The sequence below is a fragment of the Rhodoferax sp. AJA081-3 genome, assembly GCF_017798165.1.
GTDB lineage: Bacteria > Pseudomonadota > Gammaproteobacteria > Burkholderiales > Burkholderiaceae_C > Allorhodoferax.
In genome coordinates this window covers 289,158-315,519 of sequence record NZ_CP059068.1, presented here as the reverse complement: position 1 = coordinate 315,519, position 26,362 = coordinate 289,158, and the positions used below count along the sequence as shown (strand labels likewise).

General features: G+C 62.3%; 21 protein-coding genes and 1 other RNA gene. 11 read left to right on the top strand and 11 right to left on the bottom strand.

Features of this window, described 5'->3' with window-relative positions:
• A complete protein-coding gene (locus HZ993_RS01490) occupies window positions 1-1,410 on the top strand; it encodes a wax ester/triacylglycerol synthase family O-acyltransferase (protein WP_209395512.1) in 1,410 nt (469 codons plus the stop codon).
• Between the two features lie 36 nt (window positions 1,411-1,446).
• Here HZ993_RS01490 and HZ993_RS01485 read toward each other — a convergent pair whose 3' ends face one another.
• Both HZ993_RS01485 and ppa read right to left on the bottom strand, forming a co-directional pair.
• Window positions 1,447-1,953, bottom strand: coding sequence for a chemotaxis protein CheW (locus HZ993_RS01485; RefSeq protein WP_209395511.1), 507 nt, complete (start codon window positions 1,951-1,953; stop codon window positions 1,447-1,449).
• A gap of 137 nt (window positions 1,954-2,090) precedes the next feature.
• Window positions 2,091-2,630, bottom strand: a complete 540-nt coding sequence (gene ppa, locus HZ993_RS01480; RefSeq protein ID WP_209395510.1) for an inorganic diphosphatase — start codon at window positions 2,628-2,630, stop codon at window positions 2,091-2,093.
• A gap of 247 nt (window positions 2,631-2,877) precedes the next feature.
• Here ppa and HZ993_RS01475 point away from each other — a divergent pair, with 247 nt between their 5' ends.
• Both HZ993_RS01475 and moaA read left to right on the top strand, forming a co-directional pair.
• Window positions 2,878-4,956: a sodium-translocating pyrophosphatase gene (locus HZ993_RS01475; protein WP_209395509.1), complete on the top strand. Its 2,079-nt coding sequence runs from the start codon at window positions 2,878-2,880 to the stop codon at window positions 4,954-4,956.
• A gap of 91 nt (window positions 4,957-5,047) precedes the next feature.
• The gene (moaA, locus tag HZ993_RS01470) at window positions 5,048-6,208 is read left to right on the top strand and encodes a GTP 3',8-cyclase MoaA (RefSeq protein WP_209395508.1); all 1,161 of its coding nucleotides are present in this window, start codon (window positions 5,048-5,050) and stop codon (window positions 6,206-6,208) included.
• A gap of 25 nt (window positions 6,209-6,233) precedes the next feature.
• Here the strand turns inward: moaA and rnhA are convergent, their stop codons facing one another.
• Both rnhA and HZ993_RS01460 read right to left on the bottom strand, forming a co-directional pair.
• Window positions 6,234-6,683, bottom strand: a complete 450-nt coding sequence (gene rnhA / locus HZ993_RS01465; protein ID WP_209395507.1) for a ribonuclease HI — start codon at window positions 6,681-6,683, stop codon at window positions 6,234-6,236.
• 20 nt (window positions 6,684-6,703) lie between these two features.
• A complete protein-coding gene (locus tag HZ993_RS01460; RefSeq protein WP_209395506.1) occupies window positions 6,704-7,456 on the bottom strand; it encodes a class I SAM-dependent methyltransferase in 753 nt (250 codons plus the stop codon).
• A gap of 19 nt (window positions 7,457-7,475) precedes the next feature.
• Between HZ993_RS01460 and gloB the strand changes: the two genes are divergently transcribed.
• Together gloB and HZ993_RS01450 are read left to right on the top strand one after the other, a co-directional pair.
• Complete coding sequence (gene gloB, locus HZ993_RS01455; RefSeq protein ID WP_209395505.1) at window positions 7,476-8,246, top strand: hydroxyacylglutathione hydrolase; 771 nt, start codon at window positions 7,476-7,478, stop codon at window positions 8,244-8,246.
• Window positions 8,243-9,796: a transglycosylase SLT domain-containing protein gene (locus HZ993_RS01450; RefSeq protein WP_209395504.1), complete on the top strand. Its 1,554-nt coding sequence runs from the start codon at window positions 8,243-8,245 to the stop codon at window positions 9,794-9,796. The genes gloB and HZ993_RS01450 overlap by 4 nt, the downstream gene beginning before the upstream one ends.
• Window positions 9,797-9,820: 24 nt before the next feature.
• Here the strand turns inward: HZ993_RS01450 and HZ993_RS01445 are convergent, their stop codons facing one another.
• The 4 genes from HZ993_RS01445 to dnaX all read right to left on the bottom strand — a co-directional run bounded on the left by HZ993_RS01445 (window position 9,821) and on the right by dnaX (window position 13,285).
• Window positions 9,821-10,234, bottom strand: a complete 414-nt coding sequence (locus HZ993_RS01445; RefSeq protein ID WP_209395503.1) for an MAPEG family protein — start codon at window positions 10,232-10,234, stop codon at window positions 9,821-9,823.
• A 107-nt stretch (window positions 10,235-10,341) separates the two neighbouring features.
• A complete protein-coding gene (gene recR, locus HZ993_RS01440) occupies window positions 10,342-10,932 on the bottom strand; it encodes a recombination mediator RecR (RefSeq protein ID WP_209395502.1) in 591 nt (196 codons plus the stop codon).
• Between the two features lie 22 nt (window positions 10,933-10,954).
• Window positions 10,955-11,287 (bottom strand): YbaB/EbfC family nucleoid-associated protein, encoded by a 333-nt coding sequence (locus HZ993_RS01435; protein WP_209395501.1) that lies wholly within the window; start codon window positions 11,285-11,287, stop codon window positions 10,955-10,957.
• Window positions 11,288-11,380: 93 nt separating this feature from the next.
• Window positions 11,381-13,285 (bottom strand): DNA polymerase III subunit gamma/tau, encoded by a 1,905-nt coding sequence (dnaX, locus tag HZ993_RS01430; protein WP_209395500.1) that lies wholly within the window; start codon window positions 13,283-13,285, stop codon window positions 11,381-11,383.
• A 111-nt stretch (window positions 13,286-13,396) separates the two neighbouring features.
• Between dnaX and HZ993_RS01425 the strand changes: the two genes are divergently transcribed.
• The 3 genes from HZ993_RS01425 to ffs all read left to right on the top strand — a co-directional run bounded on the left by HZ993_RS01425 (window position 13,397) and on the right by ffs (window position 16,334).
• A complete protein-coding gene (locus tag HZ993_RS01425) occupies window positions 13,397-14,470 on the top strand; it encodes an extracellular solute-binding protein (protein WP_209395499.1) in 1,074 nt (357 codons plus the stop codon).
• Entirely contained in the window at window positions 14,467-16,206 is a 1,740-nt protein-coding gene (locus HZ993_RS01420) for a GGDEF domain-containing protein (protein WP_209395498.1), read from the top strand. The genes HZ993_RS01425 and HZ993_RS01420 overlap by 4 nt, the downstream gene beginning before the upstream one ends.
• Before the next feature lie 31 nt (window positions 16,207-16,237).
• An RNA gene (gene ffs / locus HZ993_RS01415) (signal recognition particle sRNA small type) lies at window positions 16,238-16,334 on the top strand.
• Between the two features lie 67 nt (window positions 16,335-16,401).
• Here the strand turns inward: ffs and HZ993_RS01410 are convergent.
• The 3 genes from HZ993_RS01410 to HZ993_RS01400 are packed head-to-tail and all read right to left on the bottom strand — an operon-like array spanning window position 16,402 to window position 23,869.
• Window positions 16,402-17,682 carry a TIGR03862 family flavoprotein gene (locus tag HZ993_RS01410; protein ID WP_209395497.1) on the bottom strand — a complete coding sequence of 427 codons (1,281 nt, stop codon included), beginning with the start codon at window positions 17,680-17,682 and terminating at the stop codon, window positions 16,402-16,404.
• Complete coding sequence (locus HZ993_RS01405) at window positions 17,679-21,257, bottom strand: exodeoxyribonuclease V subunit beta (protein ID WP_209395496.1); 3,579 nt, start codon at window positions 21,255-21,257, stop codon at window positions 17,679-17,681. Before HZ993_RS01405 ends, HZ993_RS01410 begins: the two co-directional genes overlap by 4 nt.
• A complete protein-coding gene (locus HZ993_RS01400) occupies window positions 21,254-23,869 on the bottom strand; it encodes a PD-(D/E)XK nuclease family protein (protein WP_245213777.1) in 2,616 nt (871 codons plus the stop codon). The genes HZ993_RS01405 and HZ993_RS01400 overlap by 4 nt, the downstream gene beginning before the upstream one ends.
• An 85-nt stretch (window positions 23,870-23,954) precedes the next feature.
• On the opposite strand from HZ993_RS01400, the gene trxA reads away from it, so the two are divergent.
• The 3 genes from trxA (at window position 23,955) to HZ993_RS01385 (ending at window position 26,303) form a co-directional block, all read left to right on the top strand.
• On the top strand, window positions 23,955-24,287 hold the full coding sequence (gene trxA / locus HZ993_RS01395; RefSeq protein WP_209395495.1) for a thioredoxin TrxA: 333 nt from the start codon (window positions 23,955-23,957) through the stop codon (window positions 24,285-24,287).
• 276 nt (window positions 24,288-24,563) lie between these two features.
• The gene (gene rho / locus HZ993_RS01390; RefSeq protein ID WP_209395494.1) at window positions 24,564-25,826 is read left to right on the top strand and encodes a transcription termination factor Rho; all 1,263 of its coding nucleotides are present in this window, start codon (window positions 24,564-24,566) and stop codon (window positions 25,824-25,826) included.
• Window positions 25,827-26,036: 210 nt separating this feature from the next.
• Window positions 26,037-26,303: a type B 50S ribosomal protein L31 gene (locus HZ993_RS01385; RefSeq protein WP_209395493.1), complete on the top strand. Its 267-nt coding sequence runs from the start codon at window positions 26,037-26,039 to the stop codon at window positions 26,301-26,303.
• Window positions 26,304-26,362: the final 59 nt, after the last annotated feature.

The following is a 26,362-nucleotide window of genomic DNA, read 5'->3' as shown; positions in this document are numbered from 1 at the left end:
ATGCACGCACTCAGCCCCACCGATTCCGCATTCCTGTGGATGGAGACACGCAACCAGCCCATGCACGTTGCGGGCTTGAGCATTTACACACCGCCTGCGGGCTCTGTGCCTGACTATGTGAGCCAATTGCTGGCCCACTGGAACCAGCACACGAAGGCATTGGCACCCTTCAACCTGCGACCGGTGTTGCGCATGGGCCTGTGGTACTGGGAAGAAGACAAAGAGTTCGAGCTGGACTACCACCTGCGCCACCTGGCCTTGCCCCAGCCCGGCCGCATCCGCGAGCTGTTGGCCATGGTGTCCCGGCTGCACGGCAACCTGCTGGACCGCAACCGCCCGCTGTGGGAGATGTATGTCATCGAAGGCCTGCCGGGTGGCCGTTTTGCCACCTACTCCAAGATGCACCATGCGCTGATCGACGGTGTGACCGGTGCCCGCATGGCGGCCAACGCCATGAGCACCAACGCAGCAGACACCAAGGCGCCCATGTGGGCCCTGCCCTTTGGCCAGCACCCCACGTCGCGCACCAAATCCGCACCACCGAGCTGGCTGGAGCAACTGGGCAATGCGGCCAAGGCGGGCAAAGACATCCTGCCCGGCATTGGCAGCGGGCTGTGGGACATCATGCGTCCGTCTGACGACGAGACCGTGGGCGCACTGCCCTTTCAGGCACCACCCACGCCCTTTAATGTGGAGATTTCGGGCTCGCGCCGCTTTGCGTCGCAGTCGTATTCATTGGCCCGTTTCAAGAAGATTGGTGAGGCCGCGGGCGCCACCGTCAACGACGTGACGCTGGCCATTTGTGGCGGCGCCCTGCGCGAATACCTGTTGGCGCAACACAAGCTGCCCAAGAAGCCGCTGGTCGCCATGGTACCGGTGTCGCTGCACGGGGAAACCACGGCCGGTGGCAACCAGGTGTCGCTGTTGTTGGCCAGCCTGGCGACCCACATTGCCGATCCGCTCAAGCGCCTGCAACGCATTGTGGAATCCACCACCCACGCCAAAGACCGGCTGACCAAAATGCCGCGCCTGCAAAAGATGGCGCACGGCATCACGTCTATCTCACCCTTGGGCGTGGGCATTGTCACCGGCACGGCCGAAAAACACCCGCTGTTCAACCTGGTCATCTCCAACGTGCCCGGCCCGCGGGATACGCTGTACCTCAATGGCGCACGGCTGGACGAGGCTTACCCGGTCTCCATACCCACGCACTACCTGGCGATGAACATCACCATCAGCAGTTATGGCGACAACCTGGGTTTTGGCTACATCGCCTGCCGCCGTTCGGTGCCCGCTCTGCAGCGCATGCTGGACTACACGCAGAACGCGATCACGGAGCTGGAATCAGCCTTGGGCATCACCGCAGCCCCTGCCGCCAAAAAACCACGCAAGAAAAAAGCCGCGACCTAGCGCGGCTTCGTTGAAGCGTGGGGGCAACAGTGCTAGCTAGGCCGCCATCCCCATCTCCGCGTTGCTGAGCAAGGCTTCCATATTCATCACAATCAGCATACGTTCGCCCACCTGGGCCAGGCCCAGGATAAAGCGGGAGTCTATGGCCGACTCGAACTGGGGGGCGGGTTTGATGGTCTTGGCGTCCAGCGTCACCACATCTGACACCGCATCAACCACGGCGCCAGTCACAGCGCCCTTGAGCTTGAGGATGATGACCACCGTAAACTCGGTGTACTCCACGTTGGAGATATTGAGCTTCATGCGCAGGTCCACGATAGGGACGATGACACCGCGCAAATTGATCACGCCTTTGATGAAACTGGGGGAGTTGGCCATGCGGGTCGGCTCTTCGTAAGAGCGGATCTCCTGCACACGCATGATGTCGATGGCGTACTCTTCGTCGCCCAGCCGCAAGGTCAAATACTGCCCGGAATCCGCGGTTGCTGCGGCACCCGGCGCGGCCTTTTGGTCAAAGGGGTTCGGGTTCGAAAGTGTTTGCATGGCTGTGTCCTTCTTCACTCAGAAAAGCCAACCCTCGCTCAAACGCTGGGCTCGTCAAAGAATCATACACGCCACTGCCGGGCCGTTGCACGGAAAAATGAACCAACGGCCACCGTACGGCCGTTGGTCCTTGGCACTTATGCCGAATGCTCTTTGTTGTAGTTGGCGATGCCGTCCATGATTTCCTTCTTGGCAGACTCTGGGCCTTCCCAGCCCTGCACCTTGACCCACTTGCCTTCTTCCAGGTCTTTGTAGTGCTCAAAGAAGTGGGCAATGGTCTTGAGGCGGAAGGGGTTCAGGTCTTCAGGCTTCTTCCACTGGCTGTACAGCGACAGGATCTTGTCGATGGGCACGGCCAACACTTTGCCGTCTTCGCCGGCTTCGTCGGTCATTTTCAGAATACCAATGGCACGGCAAGGCACAACCACACCGGGGATCAGGGGCACAGGGGTGATCACCAGCACATCCACCGGGTCACCGTCACCGGAGATGGTCTTGGGCACATAACCATAGTTGGTCGGGTAGTGCATGGCGGTGCTCATGAAGCGGTCCACAAAAATGGCGCCGCTGTCTTTGTCCACCTCGTATTTGACCGGGTCGGCATTCATGGGAATCTCGATGATCACGTTGAAGGACTCGGGGGCGTTTTTGCCGGGGGTGACTTTATCAAGGGACATGGGGACTCTCTAAGGGCTATGTAAAAAGGGCTATACCGAAGCGCGTAAGCGGTCAGTATTTACCCTCATTTTACTGACTCGACTCTTGCGATTCACAAAATCGCCTTTTTTTCACGTTACATTCCGCTCGTTGGCCAATCATCTCCGTGACGCTCTGTTGGGCTGGAGCTTAGAGGAAGCAACGCAGTGGGGGCATCATCACTAGCGTTGCCTCCTCCTTCGCGAAACAACAATAGAGGAGATGTTTATGACAGGCAACTCAGCGCTGATTCTGGCGCTTGTCTGCGGGTTCATTGCCGTTGCATACGGTTTTTGGGCACGCAGCTGGATTCTTTCCCAAGACGCCGGTAATGCACGCATGCAAGAAATTGCAGCTGCCATCCAGACCGGTGCTGCGGCCTACCTGGCCCGGCAGTACAAGACCATTGCCATGGTGGGTGTGGTGCTGACCATACTGATTGGCATCTTCCTGGACCCCTTGAGCGCCGTTGGTTTTGTTGTGGGTGCCGTACTGTCTGGCGCTTGCGGCTTCATCGGCATGAATGTGTCGGTGCGTGCCAATGTGCGCACCGCGCAGGCCGCCACCAAGGGCATTGGCCCCGCGCTGGATGTTGCTTTCCGCGGTGGCGCCATCACCGGCATGCTGGTGGTAGGCCTGGGTTTGCTGGGTGTAACCGGTTTTTACTGGTACCTGACCATGGGCGGCGTGCCTGCCGATGGCAAGGCCTATGCTCAGTTGCTCAATCCGCTGATTGGTTTTGCCTTTGGTTCATCTCTGATTTCCATCTTCGCCCGACTGGGCGGTGGCATTTTCACCAAGGGTGCTGACGTGGGCGCGGACCTGGTGGGCAAGGTCGAAGCCGGTATTCCCGAAGACGACCCACGCAACCCTGCTGTGATTGCCGACAACGTGGGCGACAACGTGGGCGACTGCGCCGGCATGGCCGCCGACCTGTTCGAGACCTATGCCGTCACCCTGATCGCCACTATGGTTTTAGGAGCACTACTGGCAAGCAGCGCGGGGGCCACAGCCGTTTTATATCCTTTGGTCCTCGGCGCTGTGTCCATTGTGGCGTCCATCATTGGTTGCTTCTTTGTCAAGGCGTCACCGGGCATGAAAAACGTGATGCCCGCCCTGTACAAGGGGCTGGGTATCGCCGGCGTGTTGTCGCTGATCGCGTTCTACTTTGTCACCCACGCGATGTTTCCCGCCGCCATCACCCTGACCGATGGCCGTGTGATCAACGCTGGCAGCATGATGGGTGCCTGCGCTGTGGGCCTGGTACTGACCGGCGCGCTGGTCTGGATCACCGAGTACTACACCGGCACACAGTACGCACCGGTGCAACATATTGCCCAGGCCTCCACCACCGGCCACGGCACCAACATCATTGCCGGTCTGGGGGTGTCCATGCGCTCCACGGCCTGGCCCGTGATTTTTGTCTGTATCGCCATTTACACCGCGTTCAGCCTGGGTGGCCTGTATGGCATTGCTGTTGCCGCCACCTCCATGCTCAGCATGGCCGGTATTGTGGTCGCACTGGACGCCTACGGCCCCATCACCGACAACGCCGGTGGTATTGCCGAAATGGCAGAGCTGCCCGCCAGCGTGCGCGACATCACCGACCCGCTGGACGCCGTGGGCAACACCACCAAGGCCGTGACCAAGGGTTATGCCATTGGCTCCGCCGGCCTGGCCGCCCTGGTGCTATTTGCCGACTACACCCACAAGCTGGACGCGTTTGGCAAACACATCAGTTTTGACCTGAGCGACCCCATGGTCATCATTGGTCTCTTCATCGGTGGCCTGATTCCCTACCTGTTTGGTGCCATGGCCATGGAGGCCGTGGGCCGCGCAGCGGGTGCCGTGGTGGTGGAAGTGCGCCGCCAGTTCAAGGAAATCAAGGGCATCATGGATGGCACGGGCAAACCCGAGTACGACACCGCGGTGGACATGCTGACCACCGCCGCCATCAAGGAAATGATGATCCCCTCGCTGCTGCCGGTGGTCGTGCCCATCGTAGTGGGCCTGGCCCTGGGCCCCGCAGCGCTGGGGGGCCTGCTGATGGGCACCATCGTCACCGGCCTGTTTGTGGCCATCTCCATGTGCACCGGCGGCGGCGCCTGGGACAACGCCAAGAAATACATCGAAGACGGCCACCACGGCGGCAAGGGCTCTGAGACACACAAAGCCGCCGTCACCGGAGACACCGTGGGCGACCCCTACAAGGACACAGCAGGCCCGGCCATCAACCCGCTGATCAAGATCATCAACATCGTGGCCCTGCTGATCGTGCCATTGATGATGAAAATCCACGGCGGCTGATCCCCCACAGCAAACTCCAGAAAGCCCGCGCAAGCGGGCTTTTTTCATGGGTGACAGCCAAGGCCACGCCAACGAGGGACAATAGGACACCATGTCCGAACGATTCAGCCCCAAAGTTGTGCCCTTGGTCGATTTACGTGCGGGTGCCCTGCCGGTCCCTGCTGCAGCGAACCTGCCAGGCGGGCGCATCACGGCCAACGGACTGCTGACCGATACCCTGGGCCGCAACCTGCGCGACCTGCGCATCAGCGTGACCGACCGTTGCAACTTTCGCTGTGGGTACTGCATGCCCAAGGAAATCTTCGACAAGGACTACACCTACCTGCCCCATGCGTCGCTGCTGAGCTTTGAAGAAATTACCCGCCTGGCCCAGCAGTTTGTGAACCATGGCGTGCAAAAAATCCGGCTGACCGGCGGAGAGCCGCTGCTGCGCAAGAACATCGAAGTGTTGATTGAAAAATTGTCCCGGCTGCGCACCGTAGATGGCACCCCGCTGGACCTCACACTCACCACCAATGGCGCATTGCTGGCACGCAAAGCCCAATCCTTGAAGGACGCTGGCCTGCAGCGTGTGACGGTCAGCCTGGATGCACTGGACGATGCGGTCTTTCGTCGGATGAACGATGTGGACTTTCCGGTGGCCGACGTGCTGGATGGGATACGGGCCGCGCAGGCCGCCGGGCTGGGCCCCATCAAGGTCAACATGGTCGTCAAGCGTGGCACCAACGACCAGGAAATCCTGCCCATGGCCCGCTATTTCAAGGGAAGCGGCTTGGTCCTGCGTTTTATCGAATACATGGATGTGGGCGCCACCAATGGTTGGCGCATGGACGATGTTGTGCCCTCCGCCGAGGTGGTGCAGCGCCTGCAAACCGAATTTCCGCTGCTGGCCCTGGCACCCACCAGCCCTGGCGAGACGGCCCAGCGCTGGGGATATGCCGATGCATCTGGCGCGCATGACCCGCAGGCCGGAGAAATCGGCGTGATCAGCAGCGTAACCCAGGCATTTTGTGGCGACTGCAACCGTGCGCGCCTGACGACCGAAGGGCAGTTGTACCTGTGCCTGTTTGCCAACCAGGGTTACGACTTGCGCAGCCTGGTCAGGGGAGAAGCCAGCGACGCCGACCTGGCCCATGCCATTGGGCATATCTGGACCGGACGCAGCGACCGCTACTCAGAATTGCGCGGCGCCCAGGCCCCCGATACCGGCGGGGGTGCCCGCCGTGTGGAGATGAGTTACATCGGCGGCTGAGGGCCGGGTCGGTACCTGGCGCGCTTTAGCGCCGCAACGCCAACTCAACCCCACGGTTGGCCAGTCCATCGGCCCGTTCATTGCCCGGGTCTCCGGCGTGGCCCTTGACCCAGCGCCAGTCAATGGTATGGCCCTTCTGCGCCACCAAATCGTCCAGCTGCTGCCACAAGTCCACGTTTTTGACCGGCTGTTTGGCGGCCGTTTTCCAGCCCTTGGCTTTCCAGCCGGCCAGCCACTCGGTGATGCCCTTGAGCACGTACTGGCTGTCCAGGTGCAGGGTCACCGAGCAAGGGCGTTTGAGTACCTGCAAGGCCTGAATCACCGCCATCATCTCCATGCGGTTGTTGGTTGTTGCCAGTTCGCCGCCAAACAACTCTTTTTCGGTTCCATCGGGCGAGCGCAATAAGACACCCCAACCACCCGGGCCGGGGTTGCCCTTGCAGGCGCCATCCGTGTAAATCACAACTTCGTTCAAACCTTACTCTCCGTTTCACATCAATTCTTGTGCGTGCGGTTGGCCACCGACACCGATTTGCGCGGACTGACCGGCGCCGTCTTCCAGGCCGGGCCCAGCAGGCGCACACCACGCACCCGCTTGACCGCCACCAGAAAATAGGCCGCACCAAATATCGGCCACCAGCGCGCGCCGGCCTTGTCCATCCACTCAAAGCGCTGCAGCCATGTGTCGCTGGTCACGCCGGGGCGGTAACAACCGAACTCCCCTACCTCGACCTCAAAACCCAGCAGACGCAACCAGTCGCGCAGCCGCCAATAACCAATAAATTCTCCGCCGTCGGGCAAAAACAGGTGGCCAAAACCCATTCTGCGGTACAGGTGGCCACGCCTTTGCTGCAAGCCCCACAGGCTGGCCGGGTTCAGACCACAAATGACCACCCGCCCTTCGGGTACCAGCACACGCTCCACCTCGCGCAATGCGGCATGGGGGTCGGCGGTGAATTCCAGGCTATGGGGCAACAACACCAAGTCCAGGCTATTGGCCGGAAACGGCAACGCCGAAAAGTCGCACAACAAAGCCGCCTTTTTGGCCTCACCCATGCCATCGTCGATGGCTGGCGTCTCACAGGCGAGCCACTGGTGCGGCATGCGGTTGGCCTGCAGGCCATCCAGCTCGGGCACGCCCAGTTGCAGGGCGTGGTAACCAAATATGTCAACCACCGCAGCGTCCACACACCTGCGCTCCCACTCCAGCAGGTAACGCCCGGCGGGCGTCTGGAACCAATCATGCATCGCTATACTTTGTTCGCTCATGAAGTTAATACCGCTGCCCGCATTTGACGACAACTACATCTGGATGCTCCACGATGGACACAGAGCGCTGGTGGTAGACCCGGGCGATGCACAACCGGTGCTGGCCGCTTTGCAACGCGAGAACCTGCAGTTGCAGGGCATTTTAGTCACGCACCACCATGCAGACCACACCGGCGGAGTCGATGTCCTTCGCACCGCTACGGATGCTGCCGTCTTTGGCCCTGCCTTTGAGCTCATGCCCGAACCGCTGCAACGCGTGTATGGAGGCGAACAGGTGCCATTGCTGGGCCTGGCATTTCAGGTGCTGGACGTACCCGGCCATACGGCGGGCCACATCGCCTACTTTGCCGAGGTCCCCGGTGAAGCCCCCGTGCTGTTTTGCGGCGACACGCTGTTCAGCGGTGGCTGCGGGCGCCTGTTTGAAGGCACAGCGCAGCAAATGCAGGCCTCGTTGGCACGGCTGGCCGCGCTGCCTGGCGCCACTCGCGTATGCTGCGCCCACGAATACACTTTGAGCAACCTGAAATTTGCGGTGGAGGTCGAACCAGACAACCCGCAGCTGCTGGCCTACCAAGCCCAATGCCAGGCACTGCGCGAACAAGGCCTGCCCACCCTGCCCTCCACCCTTGAAACCGAACGCCTTATCAACCCTTTTTTGCGCAGCGAACAGCCCACCATACTTGCATCGGCACGCCGTTTTGATGCTCAAGGCTGTGCGCACAACGGCGCGTTTTCTACGCTGCGCCAATGGAAAAACCAATACCGATGACACCTTTCTTAAAAGTTTTCAGCCTGCTGGCTGTTGTATGGCTCAGTGCTTGTGCAACAGTGCCAGCCCCAACAGAACCCGCGGCCGACGGCAGCGGCATCGTCTTGCAACCCAGCCGTGAAATAACAACCGGCCAGCCCAGAACCAGCCGCCCGGCCTACACCAGTTCGTCCAATACCCACCCACCGTTTGCACCGCTCTCTGCCCAAGAGACGGCCTCGCGCAGCGTGGCAGCCCTGGCGCCACCAGCGGACCTGTGGGAACGCATACGCCGCGGTTATGCCATGCCCGACCTGGACAACGACCTGGTGCGTGACCGTGAGCAGTGGTACGCCACCCGCCCGGACTACATCTTTCGCATGACCGAACGGTCGAAAAAATACCTGTTCCATGTGGTCGAAGAGCTGGAGCTGCGCAATATGCCAACCGAGCTGGCCCTGCTGCCCTTCATTGAGAGTGCATTCAACCCACAGGCAGTGTCCAGCGCCAAGGCGGCGGGTATGTGGCAGTTCATGCCAGCCACCGGCAAATACTTTGAGCTCAAGCAAAACGCCTTCCGGGATGACCGCCGCGATGTTTTGGCATCCACCCGCGCAGCGCTGGACTACTTGCAAAAGTTGTACGGCATGTTTGGCGATTGGCACCTGGCGCTGGCCGCCTACAACTGGGGCGAAGGTAGCGTGGGCCGCGCCATGGCCAAGAACCAGCGGGCAGGCCTGGCCACCGGCTACATGGACCTGACCATGCCCATGGAAACCCGCATGTACGTGCCCAAACTGCAAGCGGTCAAAAACATTGTGGGCCAGCCCAGCATTTTCAATTCCAAGCTGCCCCTGATTGAGAACCACCCCTACTTCCAGTCGGTCACGATACGCCGTGATATCGACGTGGTACTGGCCGCCAAACTGGCCGAAGTGGCGCTGGACGACTTCAAGGCACTCAACCCCTCCATCAACCGCCCCGTCATCATGGCTTCCGGCACGCCGCAGATCCTGCTGCCCTGGGACAATGCCGAGGTCTTCCAACGCAACCTGGAGTCTTATTCTGGCGGCCGCCTGGCCAGCTGGACCGTGTGGGTGGCTCCCACCACCATGCGCCCGGCCGATGCCGCCAAACGCATGGGGATCAGTGAAGCAGAGTTCCGCGCGGTGAATGCCATACCGCCCAGGGTGTTGATCAAGGCCGGGTCTTCACTGCTGGTGCCACGCACCGATTCCATCAAGGACGACGTGGCCGTCAAGCTTGCGGACAACGGCCAGCTCTCGTTGGCCCCAGAGGTGGTACTGCGCCGCACCACGGTCAAAGCCGGCAAAGGTGACAGTGTGGCCAGTATTGCGCGCAAATTCCGCGTCCAGGCGGACCAGGTCGCGCAGTGGAACAAGGTCGGCGCCTCGGCCAGTTTCAAGCCAGGGCAACAGGTGGTGGTGTTTCTGCCCGCCGCCAACAAGGCCGTACGGCGCGCCAGCAGCAGTGCACGGGCTCCCGTGCGCAAAGCGGCGACCCGCCCTGCGGTACGCGGTTCAGCGGGTACGCGCCCCGCAAAACGCTGAGCACCTGCCCGCAGCCTGGCCGCGTTAGCGGTAACCGATAAACAGGATGGCGATATTGACCAGCAGTGCAATGGCCCAGACGCTGCTGCGGGCCCGGGGCATGTCGGCAACATACATCATGGCGTACAGGATGCGCAGCACCACAAACAAAAACGCCAGGATGTCCAGGTAAGCCTGGTTGGCACCCAACTGGTGGGCAATGATGACAGCCGCCATGAACAGCGGCAGGGCCTCAAAACTATTGGCCTGGGCCGCGTTGGCACGGGCGCGCCAGTCTTTCTGCCGCGCCAGCCAGTTGCGCGGGTTGGTGTTGTCATAACCGCCCTCGCGCCGGGGTTTGCCTATCATGCCGGCCTTGGCCAGCCAGGCACAGGCTATGGGTAACAACGCGGCGACCAGCAGGCACCAGTGGGCCAGCGTGAAATGGGGGTGTTGCATAAGATAGAAAAAATTTAGAGACTGTCGCCGCAGGGCCGCCCCAAGGCGACAACCGCCCCCTCGGGGGGCAGCGCAGTACGCGCAGCGACAAGCGTGGGGGCCACATACTATCGTCTATCGACCAATGCGTGCGCAATGGTCCCTAGGTCTACATATTCGAGTTCGCTGCCGGCGGGTACGCCCCGCGCCAGGCGGGTCACACCCAGGCCGCGGGCCTTCAGCGCTTCACTGATGACATGGGCCGTGGCTTCACCTTCGGCGGTGAAATTGGTGGCCAGAATCAGCTCCTGCACCTCGCCATCCAGCGCGCGGTCGAACAGCTTTTTCAGACCAATGTCGTGCGGGCCTACCCCGTCCAGCGGGCTCAACTTGCCCATCAGCACAAAGTACAGGCCCTTGTAGGCACCCGTGCGCTCCAGCGCGGACTGGTCGGCCGGGGTCTCCACCACACACAACTTGCTGCGGTCCCGCCGCGGGTCCAGGCAGGTGGCACAGACCTCCGCCTCGGTGAAGGTGTGGCAGCGCTCGCAGTGCCGCACCCCCGTCACCGCCTGCTCCAGCGCACGGGCCAAGGCCTGCGCCCCGCCCCGGTCATGCTGCAGCAGGTGAAAAGCCATACGCTGGGCCGACTTGATGCCCACGCCGGGCAAGCGTTTGAGCGCCTGGACCAAAAGGTCCAGTGAATGGGTGTCCGACACGCGCGGTTGGGCTAGTGCTGGATCAGAACGGGAACTTCATGCCACCCGGCAAACCTGGCATGCCCGCAGTGAGCTTGCCCATCTTTTCCGACGACAGGTCTTCGGCTTTGCGCACGGCGGCGTTAAACGCGGCTGCCACCAGGTCTTCGAGCATGTCCTTGTCGTCGGCCAGCAGGCTGGGGTCAATGGTGACGCGTTTGACGTCGTGTTTGCAGGTCATGGTGACCTTGACCAGACCGGCACCCGATTCACCGGTGACTTCGATGTTGCCCAGCTCGTCCTGGGCCTTTTTCATGTTGTCCTGCATCGCCTGGGCTTGTTTCATCAGGCCGGCGAGTTGTCCTTTGTTGAACATGGGGAGTTTCCTTTGGTAAAAAATAACTTTGTGGGTCAGACCACTCGCGCATGCGATGTGCTCTGACCCCAACTGAACAGGGACGCATCCGCGCTACAGCGGCTTGATGGAACCAGGCACGATTTTCGCGCCAAAGTCCCGCATCATGCTCTGCACGAACGGGTCATCAAAAATAATCTTCTCCGCGGCCAGTTGCTTCTCTTCCGATGCCGCTGCATTGCGCCGCGCCGGGCAGTCGTTGACACGGCCAATCTCCACGACCAGTTTCACGTCGTGCCCGGCAGTCTTCAGGGCATTGGTCAACCGGTCACGGGTACCAGCCTGGTTCAGCGATTCGCGCTCTACGCGCAAGATCCACTGGTCGGTATCACGGGCTATCAGCTGGGACTGCAAGGCCAGCTCACGCACCATGGCGTTGATGGCCTCGGCCTTGATCAGTTGCTGCACGGTGGTATGCCAGAAGTCGCCTTCTTCGGTGGGCACCAGCGCATGGGGGGCTTGCTGTGCGGCCACATCGGCGCGGGATTCGGTTTGGGTGCGCACCGGAACTGCTACTATTTTGGTAGCGACTGGTTCATATTCTGCGGGGGCTACAGGCCAATTTGGCTCATAGTCATCTGGTACATCCGGTCTGCCGTCGTCATCGGCATCCGAGTGGGGAGCGGGCCTGGCGCTCTCCCGCACGGGCAACACCTGGCCGGGTGGTGGAAGAGCGCTCTGCTCCGTGTCTGGCGCTACCGGTTCGTCATCCCAGGGCTGGATTGCGGCTGGCTTCGGCACAGAAGGCCGTTGCGCGGTAGCGGTAGCTGGCGCGGACACTGGCGCCACGGGTGTCGGCGCAGGGGCCGCAGGTCTATTTAGAGTTTTTTTTTCAGCCGTTGGCTGTGTGCCTTGGGGTTTAAAGGCCAACAGGCGCAAAAGCACCATGGTCAGCGCGGCATATTCGTCTGGCGCCAGGCCCAGATCGGCGCGGCCGTGCAGGCAAATGCTGTATAGCAACTGGGTCTCGTCCACCGGCATCAGCGATGCCAGGCGGGCCGTATCGTGTGCCTCGGGGTCGCTGTCGTCGTCGGCCACGGCAGCACCACCCATGGCCTGCACCACGGCCATGCGTTGCAGCACGGTGGACATTTCTTCCAGCGTGGAGGCGGCGCTCAGGCCATTGAGGCGCAAGGCTTCCGAGGTTTCCACAACAGTCTTGCCGTCACCGGTGGCCAGGGCCTCGATCAGGCGGAACACGTAGGAGCGGTCCACACTGCCCAACATCTGGCGCACGGTAGCCTCTTGCAACTGGCCGGAGCCAAAAGCAATGGCCTGGTCGGTCAGACTCAGGGCGTCGCGCATGGAGCCGCGGGCGGCGCGGGCCAGCAGGCGTAGGGCCTGGGGCTCGGAGGCCACGTTTTCCTGGCCCAGCACATAGGTCAAGTGTTCGCGGATGGTCTCGGGCGCCATGGGCCGCAGGTTGAACTGAAGGCAGCGGCTAAGCACCGTGACCGGCACCTTTTGCGGGTCGGTCGTGGCCAAGACAAATTTCAGGTACTCGGGCGGCTCTTCCAGCGTTTTCAACATGGCGTTGAAGGCCGTGTTGGTGAGCATGTGCACCTCGTCGATCATGAAGACCTTGAAGCGGCCCTGCACCGGCTTGTAGACCGCCTGCTCCAGCAGGGCCTGCACCTCGTCCACGCCGCGGTTGCTGGCAGCATCCAGCTCGGTGTAGTCCACAAAACGGCCGCTGTCGATGTCCGTGCAGGCCTGGCAGACGCCGCAGGGGGTGGCGGTGATGCCGCCATTGCCGTCCGGGCCCTGGCAGTTCAGCGACTTGGCCAGGATGCGCGAAACGGTGGTCTTGCCCACGCCCCGCGTGCCGGTGAACAGGTAGGCGTGGTGCAGCCGTTGGGTGGTCAGCGCATTGGTCAGGGCTTGCACCACATGGTCCTGCCCCACCATTTCGGTGAAATTGCGGGAGCGGTACTTGCGGGCGAGCACGAGGTAGGACATGCGCCGATTCTAAAGGGCGGCCTGGGCCACTTTTCTTTGCCATATGCCATGTCCAGAAGGCCCCGGCTGCGCTAGACTGACTGTCTATACATTCCTTGCTGCAATTGACCCATGGCAATCCGCACATTCAGCTGGAGGCAAACGCTTTGCGGCCTGAAGCAGGCCGTGGCATGGGTGCTTGCACTGTCTGTGGCCCAGGTCGCCATGGCACAGGACACCTTGCGGGTGCTGACCTGGCCCGGTTATGCCGACCCGGACCTGGTCAAAGTCTTTGAGCAGCAAACCGGCAGCAAGGTAGAGGTCACCACCATCGACTCCGATGACGTGATGTGGCAAAAGCTCAACAAAAACAAGGCAGACGATTTCGACGTGTTTGCCGTCAACACGGCCGAGCTGCAGCGTTACATAAAGGGTGGTCTGGCGGTTCCTGTGCGCACCGCCAACATCCCCAACACGGCCCGGCAGTTGCCCCGCTTTCGCGACCTGAAGGGCATCGCCGGCCTGGTGCATGGCGACAAGGCCTACGCCATACCCTACACCTATGCCGAGATGGGCCTGATTTTTGACAAACAACAGGTCAAACCCGCCCCCACCTCCATACGCGCCTTGTGGGAGCCCCGCTACCGTGGCAAGGTGCTGCTGTACAACGGGGGTTCACACAATTTCTCGTTGGCAGCCCAGGCCATGGGCGACACCACCCCCTACCAATTGGGCAATGCCGAGTGGCCCGCTGTTGTGGACCACCTGATCAACCTGCGGCGCAACGCCCAGGGTTTTTACACCCAGCCCGAAGAGTCGGTCGAGATGTTCAAAAACGGCCACACCGCCATCATGTTTGCCAACTACGGCTCGCAGCAGGTGCAACTGCTCAAACGGGCCGGCATTGACGTGGGTTATGTGGTCCCCCAGGAAGGTGCACTGGCCTGGCTGGACTGCTGGGCCATCACCCGGGGCGCCAAAAACACCCAACTGGCCGAAGCCTGGATCAACTACATGCTGGAAACCGCGCCCGGGCAGGCCCTGCTGACACGCCAAGGCCTGGCCAATACCACCTCTGAATCCCCCTACCTGCGGGCCCAGGACCGGCTGTTGTGGTTGGAGCCGGTTGAAAACGTGGACCGCAGAGCCAAACTCTGGGAACGCATCATCGCTGGAGACCGCGCCAGCAAGGTGTTGGCGCCATGAAATTCGGCATTGCGCTGAAGCTGGGCTTGTTGCTGGCTGGGGTCAGCATCCTGGCCTCGGGCATGACCGGCTTTTATGCCTACCAGGCCAGCCGCAACATGCTGGTGCAATCGGCCAAAGACGAGCTGTTGACCACCACACTGGTGCTGGCCCGCCGGGTCACGCTGAGCCGCGATGAAATATCCCGCAACCTGCAGGTGCTGACCAGCAGCCCCATGGCCCTCAATGCCCTGCGTTCAACCGCGTCTGGCCAGGAAGACCCGCTGGCAGCGCTGTTTGAATCCATCATGCAGGCCAACCCGACGTATTTCCAGATCCGGCTGATCTCGGCCAGTGACAACGGCCTGGAGCGGGTGCGGATCGACCGTGCGGATGACCGCCTCATCCGCGTGCGGGGTGATGACCTGCAGGAGAAGGGCCACTTCTCCTACGTATCGGGGGCGCTCAAGCTGCCCCCTGGCTCCACCTACCTGTCGCGCATCGTCATCAACCACGAGCGCGGCGCCCATGCCGGGCTGGACCAGCCCTCGGTCATCCTGGCCATGCCGGTTGCGGGCGCGGACGGTAAAGCTGTGGGCGCGGTGGTGATCAATGTGGACCTGAACAATGTGTTTGCCACGCTGGCAGCGGACCTGCCCAAAGACTTCCAGCTGTTCCTGGCCAATGGCAAGGGCGACTACCTGATCCACCCCGACGCCAGCCAAACCTTTGGCTTTGACAGGGGGCGCCGTGTGCTGGTGCAAGACGAGTTTGCGGCCACACGTGACCTGGTCTCGGGCAGGTCGCAGCAGGCGCTGGTAGAGGTCAACGACGGCCGCTACAGCGAGGCACCGGTGGTGGCCGCCTTTGTCAGCCGTACCGCACAGGTCCCCGGCGACGAAGACAAATTTGTGTTGGGCCTGGCGCAACCACTATCCCATGTACTGGCACAGGCCAACAAGTTGGGCGCGGTGGTGCTGCAGCTGGTGCTGGCCCTGTGCCTGCTGGGCATCTTCATCGCAACCCTGGTGGCGCGGGCCGTTACCCAGCCCATCAACTCCATGAGTGTTGCCGTGCAAAACTTTGCGCTAGACCACAGCCTGGCCGCCGTGCCAGCCGTAGAACGCCAGGACGAGATTGGTGTGTTGGCGCGCAGCTTCAAACAAATGCAGGACGAAATCCACCAGCAGCTGGAGGCCCTGCAGCAAAGCCGTGAAGAACTCGAACACATGGCCCGCCATGACGTGTTGACGGGCCTGCCCAACCGGCGGGCATTCCAGGAGCGACTGGAACACGCCCTGTCGCGCGCCCAGCGCAGCGGCGAGCACTTTGCGCTGTTTTTCATCGACGTGGACAACTTCAAGAGCATCAACGACCGCTTTGGCCACCAAGGAGGGGACGCCGTGCTGAAGATCGTGGCCCTGCGGCTGGTGGCCACCACCCGCAAGGCCGATGCCATCGCCCGCCTGGGTGGCGACGAGTTTGTGGTGCTGCTGGACAATACCGCCAACCGTGAAGACGTGATTCTGATTGCCGAAAAACTGCTGGAGAGCGTGCGCTCCCCGATTCTTCACCGCGGCACGGAATTGCAGGTGGGATTCAGCATCGGCATCAGCCTGTACCCGGACGACGGCCGCACCGCAAGCGAACTGATGGCACGCGCCGACCGCGCCATGTACGAGGCCAAGGACGCCGGGCGCAATGGTTTCCGCTTCTCCAACGGCAAAACACAACCCACATCGCCGACGCCGCTATAGGGGTGCTGCTTGTCGGGCTACAATTGCGGCTGACGGGCCTTCCCACATGGTGAAGCGGCCAACCGGGTCAGGTGGGGAACCAAGCAGCCCTAACTGTGGAGCTAGTGCTGGGGTCAAGGCTCGTCAACCTCATTTCTTTAGTTGTTTGCTACTGTAGTTGTAGCACACCAACCAGCATTTGCGGGGGCTACAGCCCTATTTCGCTTGCAAGTACTCCGCCACACCCTGCCCTGCACGTTTGCCACTGGCAAAACAGGCTTGCAGCAGGTAGCCGCCGGTTGGGGCTTCCCAGTCCAGCATTTCACCGGCGCAAAACACACCGGGTACCGACTCCAGCATCAGGCCCGGCGTCAGCGCCTCAAACAACACACCGCCGGCGGTGCTGATGGCTTCGTCGATGGGCCGGGTGGCCGTCAGCGTGATGGGCACGGCCTTGATGGCTGCGGCCAACTGCGCAGGGTCGGCCATGGCTTCTTTGGATACCAGTTCGTACAGGATGGCGGCCTTGATGCCGTCGATGTTCAAGCGGCTTTTCAGGTGGCTGGAGAGCGACCGGGTCCCGCGCGGGTGGCGCACGTCGGCCAGCACCTTCTCGGGGCTCATGTCGGGCAGCAGGTCCAGGTGGAAGGTGGCGCTGCCGGTGCGGATGATGTCGTCACGCAACAGGCTGGATGCGGCATAGACCAGGCTACCCTCCACACCGGTGGTGGTGGCCACAAATTCACCCTTGCGGACAAACTCAACGCCTTGCGAGGTCTTGACCGCAATCTTCACCGTCTTGAAGGCCTGGCCGGCAAAACGGCTGGAGAAGTGTTCGCTCCAGCCGCCTTTCACGTCAAAACCGCAGTTGGCGGGCAACAGGGGCGCTACGGCCACGCCGCGCGCGGCAAGCAGCGGCACCCAGGCGCCGTTGGAGCCCAGGCGGGCCCAGCTACCGCCGCCCAGCGCCAGCACCACGGCAGCGGCTTGCACCTGTACCGGGCCTTGTGGAGTATCGAACTGCAGAGTGCCGGTGTCCTGCGACCAGCCGGTCCAGCGGTGGCGCATGTGGAACTGCACACCAACGCCAGAGTTAGGGTTGCGCAGGCGCTGCAACCAGGCGCGCAACAGCGGCGCGGCCTTCATGTCCTTGGGGAATACGCGCCCGGAAGAGCCCACAAAGGTCTCTATACCCAAGCCTTGGGCCCAGGCACATACGGCCGTGGCGTCCATGTCCTGCAACAGGCCGGCAATGGTTTCGCGCCGCGCGCCGTAACGGCCGGCAAAGGTGTCGGCGCCTTCGGAGTGGGTCAGGTTCAGTCCACCCTTGCCAGCCAGTAAAAACTTGCGGCCAATGGACGGCATGGCGTCATACAGGTGCACGGGCAGGCCGGCATCACTGATCACCTGGGCGGCCATCAGGCCGGCGGGGCCGCCCCCGATCACCACAACGGGCAGGGACGATGGTGACGACGACGAAGGGGTATCAGCATTCATGGGGTGGGTAGTTCAATCAAAGTGCCAAAGGCAGTCAAAAAAGCGGCGCGGACCGTGTGTCCGGCGTATGCCTTGGCAACCGCAGCCTGGTATTCCAGGAGCTGGGCACACAACGCGGGTTGCATGTGCGGTTGGGCGTTGGATTTGTAGTCCAGCACCCACCATTGTCCGTCATCGGCTCCACCCGCCCCGCTCCGTCCATCCGTCCGGCGCTGCACCAGCCGGTCCAGGCGCAACAGGCGGCCTTGGTACACCAGGCCCACCTCGTTGCCTTGCCAGTTCAATTGCGTTGCATCCCAGGCCCAGGCGCCCTCGCCCTGCAGGATACGAACGGCCATGCCCTGGGCGGTGGCGAGCTGGGCGGCGTCCAGGTCAAACTCCTGCGCCACACTACTGTGCAGCGCATCGGGCCAAGCCGGGGCCCTGCTGGCGCCGGATGGCGCAGGCACGTAGCGCTCCAGCAGGCGGTGCATGGCCTGGCCTATGCGGCTGTCCAGGCTGTCGGCAGCATCCCCGGTTTCGGCATCTACTATTGAATTGGTAGCGGCATAGCTATATTCGACGGGGGCCAGAGGCATATTTGGCAAAACAGGCAGGCTGAAAAGAGCCTCCACAACGCCCTCTACGCTGGTGGTGGCGGCGTTGTCCACCGCTTGCCAGGGCGCTTCGGCCGCATGGGCCTCCAGCCGTTGCCACCAACTGCCCGCATTGGGAATGTGTGGCTGCAGGCTGGACACCACCAGCGTGTGCTGGGTGCGCGTCAGCGCCACGTACAGGGCATTCAGCTCTTCGCGTTTGCGCGCAGCTTGTTCAATGGCCAGCACATCGGCCACGCAGGACGGTGGTTTGGATTCACTGGCCAGGTAGACAAAACGCTGTGGGTAGGCGGCCTCGCCTGGCCAGTCCACCAGCACACCCATGGTCTGGGCCTTCAAGGCCTCTCCATCGGTGTCCAGCAACAACACCAGCGGCGCCTCCAAACCCTTGGCGCCGTGCACGGTCAGCAGACGTACCGCCTGGGCATCGGCGCGAACCGGCGCGGGGTTGCCACCCGCACGCAGGGCCCGCACCAGCGCATAGGCGGTGACGTAGCGCCCGCCGTCCACCTGCAGGGCAGCGGACAACAACGCACGCAGATTGGCCAGCACCGCATCACGCTGGTTGGCGGGTGTGGCAGAGGCAAACCGGGCCAGCACATCCCCGTGGTGGTAGATGGCGCTGAGGGCGTCGTGCGGGGGCAAGGTATCGACCCAGCTTTTCCACAGCGCCAACGTGGCGCCGATAGGGGTCAGCGTGGGTGGTAGATCGGTGGTTTGTTGTAACACCTGGAACCACGACAGCTTGGCCAGTGGTTTGGTGGCCGCCTCTGCCGACGCATCCACCTCGTCAAACAGTGAGGCCTGCGCCGCCAGTTTGCCCGCGGCCAGGAAGGCGCGCTGGCGCAGCACCAGTTGCACCAGGTCGTCGTCCGTCACGCTGAACAACGGCGACTTCAGGGCCCGGGCCAGAGACAGGTCGTGCGCGGGCGACACCAGGGCGTCCAGCAGGCCTATCAGGTCCTGCACCTCAGGCATATCGGCCAGCTCACTCTTCTCGGGCTGCTGGGCGGGGATGCGCAATTTGGAGAGTTCGGCCTGCATCAAGCTCAGGCGCTCGCGTTTGCGGGCCAGCACCATGATGTCCTGGGGCTTTAGCGCTCCCGTTTGCAACTGCTGCGCCAGCCAGCGGGCGGCCTGGCGGCATCCCAGCGTTTTGCGGGTTTCTTCGGCGACCAGGCGGGGCGTGGTCAGGGAATCGCGCCAGTGGGCGGCAAGGCCTTCTTCAGCGGGCGCTGCGTCCATCGATTCGGCATTCGCGCACTCGCCCACTGTGGCGCTGGCGGCTGCTTCGTCAGCCGCTTCTCGCCCCAGGCGCGGCAGCTTGAAGATGGCGCCAGCCGCCTGGGACTCGGTGCTGTGGGCCCGAAAGCCTTCAAACTCGCGCGCTTCCTGGGCCTGTGCCATCACGTCGTTCACCAGGCCGATGATGGCGGGCGCATTGCGCCGTGTGTGGTCGCAACTCAGCAAATCGCCGCCCAGACCATCGGCCACAAAGCGCTGCGCGGCCTTGAACACCTGGGGCTCGGCGCGGCGGAAGCGGTAGATGCTTTGTTTGGGGTCACCCACCAGGAACACGCTGGGCGCGTTACCGGCACCGGCGTAGCTGGACAACCAGGCGCTCAGGGCTTGCCATTGCAGCGGGTTGGTGTCCTGGAATTCGTCGATCAACAGATGGCGCACACGCGCATCCAGCCGCTCTTGCACCCAGCCGCTGAGCACTTCGTCCGACATCAAGGCCAACGCAGAGCGCTCCAGGTCACCCATGTCGATCCAGCCACGCTCACGCTTTAGCTGGGCGTATTCGACCACCAGCAGGCGCGTCAGCCGCGCCATGCGCTGCTGGTGCAGCCAGGCCGCGTGTTGGGCCTGGGCCTGCGCGATCTCTATCAGGCAGTCCTGCGCTTGGCGCACGGTTTCTATGCCAGTCAGCTTGTCGCTGAGCTTGCGGGGCGTACCCTTTTGCGTCAGCAGTGCGTCCTGAACAGCGGCCAGGTCGTCTGCGCTGACGGCCTGCTCCAGTGCGGTGGCGGCCTCCAGGCAGGTCTTGAGCGTGGATGCGCCCAGCAGCCGTGCCGCGTCCAGCAGTAGCCCGCGGACCCGTGCACTGCGCAACAAGGCCGCGGGGGTTGGCACATCGGTAAAGGCGGGGAATTGCTGCGCAAAGTGCAACACCGAGGCATCCACGATGCCCTGTTCATCCGCCAGTGCAAATTCCACCCGTTTGTTCAGCGCCTCCTCCAGCGCCTTGTGGGTCTGGTGGCGGCCGTGGGTGGCGACGGCGTCCAGGTAGTCCTGGCGTGCGTCGGGTTCAGCCGCCACACCCGACTGAAAACGCGGCCAGACCAGGGCCACGGCCTTGGCGTCGTTTTCCAGCAATTCGTATTGGGTGGGTAGGCCCAGGTCGGCCAGGGCCTGCAGCGGCGCACTGCGCAACAAAGCGGCAAACCAGCTGTGGAAGGTGCGGATCTGCACAGGGCGGCCGGCCATCAGCAAGGTTTCATGCAAGCCGCGCAGGGTTTGCAGTTGTGCGGGTGTGGGTTCCTGGGTCAGGCCGCGGTGGATCAGCTCCTGGCGCAGTTCGGTGTCACTCTGGTGGGAGAAGTGCAGCAGCCATTCCTGCAGGCGCTGGCGCATTTCCCCGGCGGCCTTTTTGGTGAAGGTGATCGCTAATATTTCATGCGGCGCACTGCCTTCCAGCAGGGCCCGCACGATACGGGACACCAGCATCCAAGTCTTACCCGCACCGGCGCAGGCCTCTACAGCAACGCTGCGGCGAGGGTCGCAGGCAATGGCGTAAAAGCGGGCGCGCTCGACGGTTGCTCCGTTGTGCTCGAAAGCAGCTAGAAGCCTGGGCGGCAGAGCGTTCTGCGCAGGTAAAGGAGGAGCCCGCAAAGCGGGCGGGGGACACGGAGCAGAACGCTCTGCCGCCCAGGCTTCTAGCGGGGGGGACGCGGAATCGTCGTGCGCGGTTGTCATACGGTTTTCCAGAAGTCTTTGCGGCACAGGCCGCGGGCCTGGCAAAAGTCGCAGGTGGCGCCCTCGCCCAATGCAGGCAAGGCAGCGCCCTTCGCAATACGTTCCATGTCCACCACGATGCCGTGGATCAAGGCGTCGCGCGCCTCAACCACATCGGGCTGGGCATGGGATTTGGTGCCATCCTTCTCACCCACATTCACATAGGCGGCCTGCAGCGTGTCGTTGGGCAACAAAGCGGCGTAGAAGGCCAGTTGGGTGTCTTCCAGCGGGTCTTTGACACGGCCTGCGGTCTTGGCACTGGCCTCGGTTTTGTAGTCCAGCACCAGCACCGATCCATCCGCCAGTTGGTCTATGCGGTCAATGCGCCCGAGCAGCTTGACCGGGCCAATACGCTGGGTCTGCGCGACCTCCGCGCTGTTGAAGGTGGCGCCGCTGGCCTCGTGGCGCTCCAGCCAGCGCAGATAACCATCACGCACCGTGGGCCAGGCGGCGGCGAATGGCAAAAATTCACCTTCCCCAAGGCCCATGGACTCGGTGGTTGCCACACTGGCTTCGTCCAGCAGCTGCAGCTTTACTGCAGCATCGGGGTGGTTGCGCAGGGCAAGGGCTTCGTGGAAACGCTTCAGCACCTCGTGTATCCACAGGCCAAAGTCGCGTTTATCCACGCTGGTTTCCAGCTCATCCACCGATTGCAGGCCGAGCTGGCGCATCGCAAAGAAGCGGTATGGGCAGTTGCGCAAATCCTCGTATGCGCTGGCCGACAGATGGGCCACCGGCACCAATTGCCCCACGGGCAAGGGCTGCAACACGGGTGCGGGCACAAGGTCCCGGTTCAACCGGGGGTCTTCTGCCAACGGCGGATTGCCTCTGGCCAATTGCACCTGCTGCACCAACACGCTGGGCAACAGGGTTTCGCCGGTGTCGTCACTGCAGCGCCACAATACATCACAAAAAGGCGTCTGCAGCGCATGTTGCCAGGCGGCCAGGGCGATGGCCTGCAGGTCGTCGCGCGATGGCAGACCCAAAGCCGCGCGCTGCGCGGCGGTCCAGCCACCAGGCGGTTCGGGTGAGGGGTTCAGGCGCACCTCGTCACAGCCCGCCAGCACCACGGCGGCGAAGGGGCGGCCCAGCATCTGGCTCATGGGCAGGATCACCAGTTGTTCGTGCAAGGGGTACGGGGGCTGGAAACTGGCACCTTCCAGCGCCTGGTTGACCCAGTGCGTGAACTCCGCCAGATCCATGCGCCGCGCCGACCACAAGGCCTGCTGCGACAGGGCCTCCCAGGCTTGCAGCGCAGGCCCCGCCAGCCGCAAGGCCGCCAGCACTTTGGTGCCCGCTTCATCGGTGTTCAGATAGTCCCACAGGCCACTGGCTTGTAATGCAGCGCGCAGCGCGGGCAACCAACCCGTCAACGTACGGCTGCCTTGCAGACCATCCCGCACGGCGTTGGCTGCGGCATGGCATTGCTGGCAGGACGGAGACTTTTGCACCGCAGTCCCCTGGACCACACGGCGCCAGTCGCTGGTCTGATCGCGCCGGATGGCGGTTTCCAGCTCGGCCACGGACGATGCGAAGGCCGGTGCGCCTTTGAGCCAGCCCAGCACGGCGTCACTGGATGCGTTCCACACAGCGGCCTTGAGCAGGGCCATGACTTGCGCCCCCGCATGGCTGGTGGACAGCTTCCAGCCGTTTTCATCACGGATTTGTACGTCCACACCCTCCAGCATGGAACGTACCCGGCGAGTCAACGCACGGTCCGAGGACACCAGCGCCAGCGGGTAGCGCCCAGCGGCAATATGGGCGATGGCACAGGCTGCGGTGCGGTGCGCTTCGTCTTCGGCGTCGCGGCATGCGTGCCAGGCAATGGCGCTGGCATCCACGCCCGACTCCGACGCCGGGTTCACCGCCAGGGGCAGGCTGGTCATGAGTTCGCCCCAAACCTGCCGCAAGGCGGGCAGCATGGGGTCTGTGGCCAGGCCTTGGACCATCAGCAGGCAATCCACACCGTCGCGTATGCCTGCGTCAAATAACAAGTCGCTGGCATAGGCCGATTGGCCCGCCCACTCAACGGCAATACGGGCAACAGCGGCCTCCATCGCCAAAACGGCAGACTCCATGCCCGTCACCGCCGCATCCCGCGCTTCCAACACCCAGGTGACGCGATCGCCGGGCGCGCGGGCGGCGGCCAACGGGCCCAGTTGGTGTGCGGCCTGCACCAAAAGGCCGGCCAATGCGTCCTGCTGTGCGCCCAGCCCGGCCGCACGCAGCAGGGCCGATGCTGTCAAGGTGTCCTGCGCCATGTCAAAGGCGATGTCGGTGGCACCCGGCCTGGGCCAGCCCATGGCGGTGCTCCAGTTTTGCGTGGTCTCGAACTGCGGCGCAAAACCGTCGGGAAATTGTTGCGCCCACAGCCGTGTGGCCAACGGGCGCAACTGCGCATAGGGCAACAGAACCAAGGTGCGGGCCGGGTGCGCACGGCGTAGCGACATCTCGGCATGGACCCGCGGTAACAACCCGTGGACCGCGTGGGTCCACAACTGCACGGCCGGGTGGCGCTCTGCCGCGTCGGCGTTCCGTGCGCCTGGGAAATCAATTTTCGCTATGCTGGTCATAGGCAGCGCGGGCTGGGGAAGGTCTTGCTTTCTGTCACAATGGCCGCCACTTTAGACGTATCACAAAACTCCAAAAGGAACCTCCATGGCCAACGACCTGATCAAACATGTAACCGACGCCACCTTCGAATCCGATGTGCTGAAGTCTGAGCAGCCGATTCTGGTGGACTATTGGGCCGAATGGTGCGGTCCCTGCAAAATGATTGCCCCGATTCTGGACGAAGTCTCCACCACCTACGCTGGCAAACTCAATATTGCCAAGATGAATGTGGACGAGAACCGCGAGATCCCCGCCAAGTTCGGCATCCGCGGCATCCCCACCCTGATGCTGTTCAAGGACGGCCAGCTGGCGGCTACCAAGGTTGGCGCCCTGAGCAAGGCCCAGTTGGTTGCTTTTATTGACCAGCAACTGGCGTAATTTCCGTGTGCCCTCCCCCTGGCAATTTGCCGCCGGGCCGCCCCAAGGCAAATTAGCCCCCACGGGGGGCAGCGACCCGCAAAGCGGCGGAGCGTGGGGGTTGGCATTTTTCCTGTCATAATTCAAACCGTTTACCAGCAACCCACAAGGGCTGGTCCCGCTTCCCGGGCTAAGAACACCGAGGCCAAGTGACAGGTCTTGCCTCACCCCCCTCCCCCTGACTTTCTTCTCTCACTACTCCGAACTTTCGGTCATTTCCCCTACGGGACCCATTCCATGCACTTAAACGAACTCAAGGCACTGCACGTGTCGGAAGTCCTGAAGCAAGCTGAAGAGCTTGAGATTGAAAACACCGGCCGCATGCGCAAGCAGGAGCTGATGTTCGCCATCATCAAGAAGCGGGCCCGTACCGGCGAGCAGATCATTGCCGACGGTGTGCTGGAAATCCTGCCCGATGGTTTTGGCTTTTTGCGCAGCCCCGACACCAGCTACACCGCCAGCACGGACGACATCTACATCAGCCCCAGCCAGGTGCGCCGTTTTAACCTGCACACCGGCGACATGATTGAAGGCGAAGTGCGCACCCCCAAAGATGGTGAGCGTTACTTTGCTCTGAACAAGCTGGACAAGGTCAACGGTGGTGGACCCGAAGAGAACAAACACAAGGTCATGTTCGAAAACTTGACGCCCCTGTTCCCTAAAGAACAAATGCGTCTGGAGCGCGACATCAAGGGTGAAGAAAACATCACCGGCCGTGTCATCGACATCATCGCCCCCATTGGCAAAGGCCAACGCGCACTGATCGTCGCCCAACCCAAGAGCGGCAAAACGGTGATGATGCAGCACATTGCACACGCCATTTCCGCCAACTACCCCGACAGCTACCTGATGGTCCTGCTCATCGACGAGCGTCCAGAAGAAGTGACCGAAATGCAGCGCACCGTCAAGGGTGAGGTGATTGCCTCCACCTTCGACGAACCCGCCGCACGCCACGTGCACGTCGCCGAAATGGTGATTGAACGTGCCAAGCGTTTGGTCGAACTGAAAAAAGATGTGGTCATCCTGCTGGATTCCATCACCCGTCTGGCCCGCGCCTACAACAATGTGGTGCCCTCATCCGGCAAGGTCCTGACCGGCGGCGTGGACTCCAACGCCCTGCAGCGCCCTAAGCGTTTCCTGGGTGCTGCGCGCAATGTGGAAGAAGGCGGTTCGCTGACCATCATTGCCACCGCGCTGGTCGACACCGGCAGCCGCATGGACGAAGTGATTTTTGAAGAATTCAAGGGCACGGGCAATAGCGAAATCCACCTGGACCGCCGCCTGTACGAAAAGCGTGTGTTCCCGTCCATCCAGCTCAACCGCAGCGGTACCCGCCGCGAAGAATTGCTGCTGCAGCCCGAAATTTTGCAGAAGACCCGCATCCTGCGCCAGTTTTTGTACAACATGGACGAAATCGAGTCCATGGAAATGGTGCTCAAACAAATGCGCGCCACCAAGACCAATAGTGAGTTCTTCGACATGATGCGTCGGGGTGGATAGAAATATTACCCCCACGCTCCGCCGTTTCACGGGTCGCTGCCCCCCCAAGGGGGCTAATTTGGCTGGCGCCGCTGGCCGCCAAGCGGTCCAGAACCCTTGGGGCGGCCCGGCGGGAAATTGCCTGTTTCCCCGGCTAGGCTATAATGCCGGGTTTACGCGAAAAGTACGCTGGATTGGCCAGCGCGGCTGGCGCAACTGATGGAGAAGAGTATGAAAGAAGGCATTCACCCCAATTACCGTGAAGTGTGTTTCATGGACATGTCCAACAACTTCAAGTTTGTGACACGTTCTTGCGCCAACACCAAGGAAATGATCACGATGGAAGACGGCCGCGAACTGCCGTTGTACAAGTTGGACACCACCAGCGAATCGCACCCTTTCTACACTGGTACACAGAAATCTGTGGACAACATGGGTGGACGCGTGGAGCGCTTCCGCAACCGTTTCGGCAAAACAGCCGCTACAGCCGCGAAGTAATCCGACTTCAGGTCTTGGCCTGAACCGTCACCAAAAAAGCAGCCCGGATTTCCGCGCTG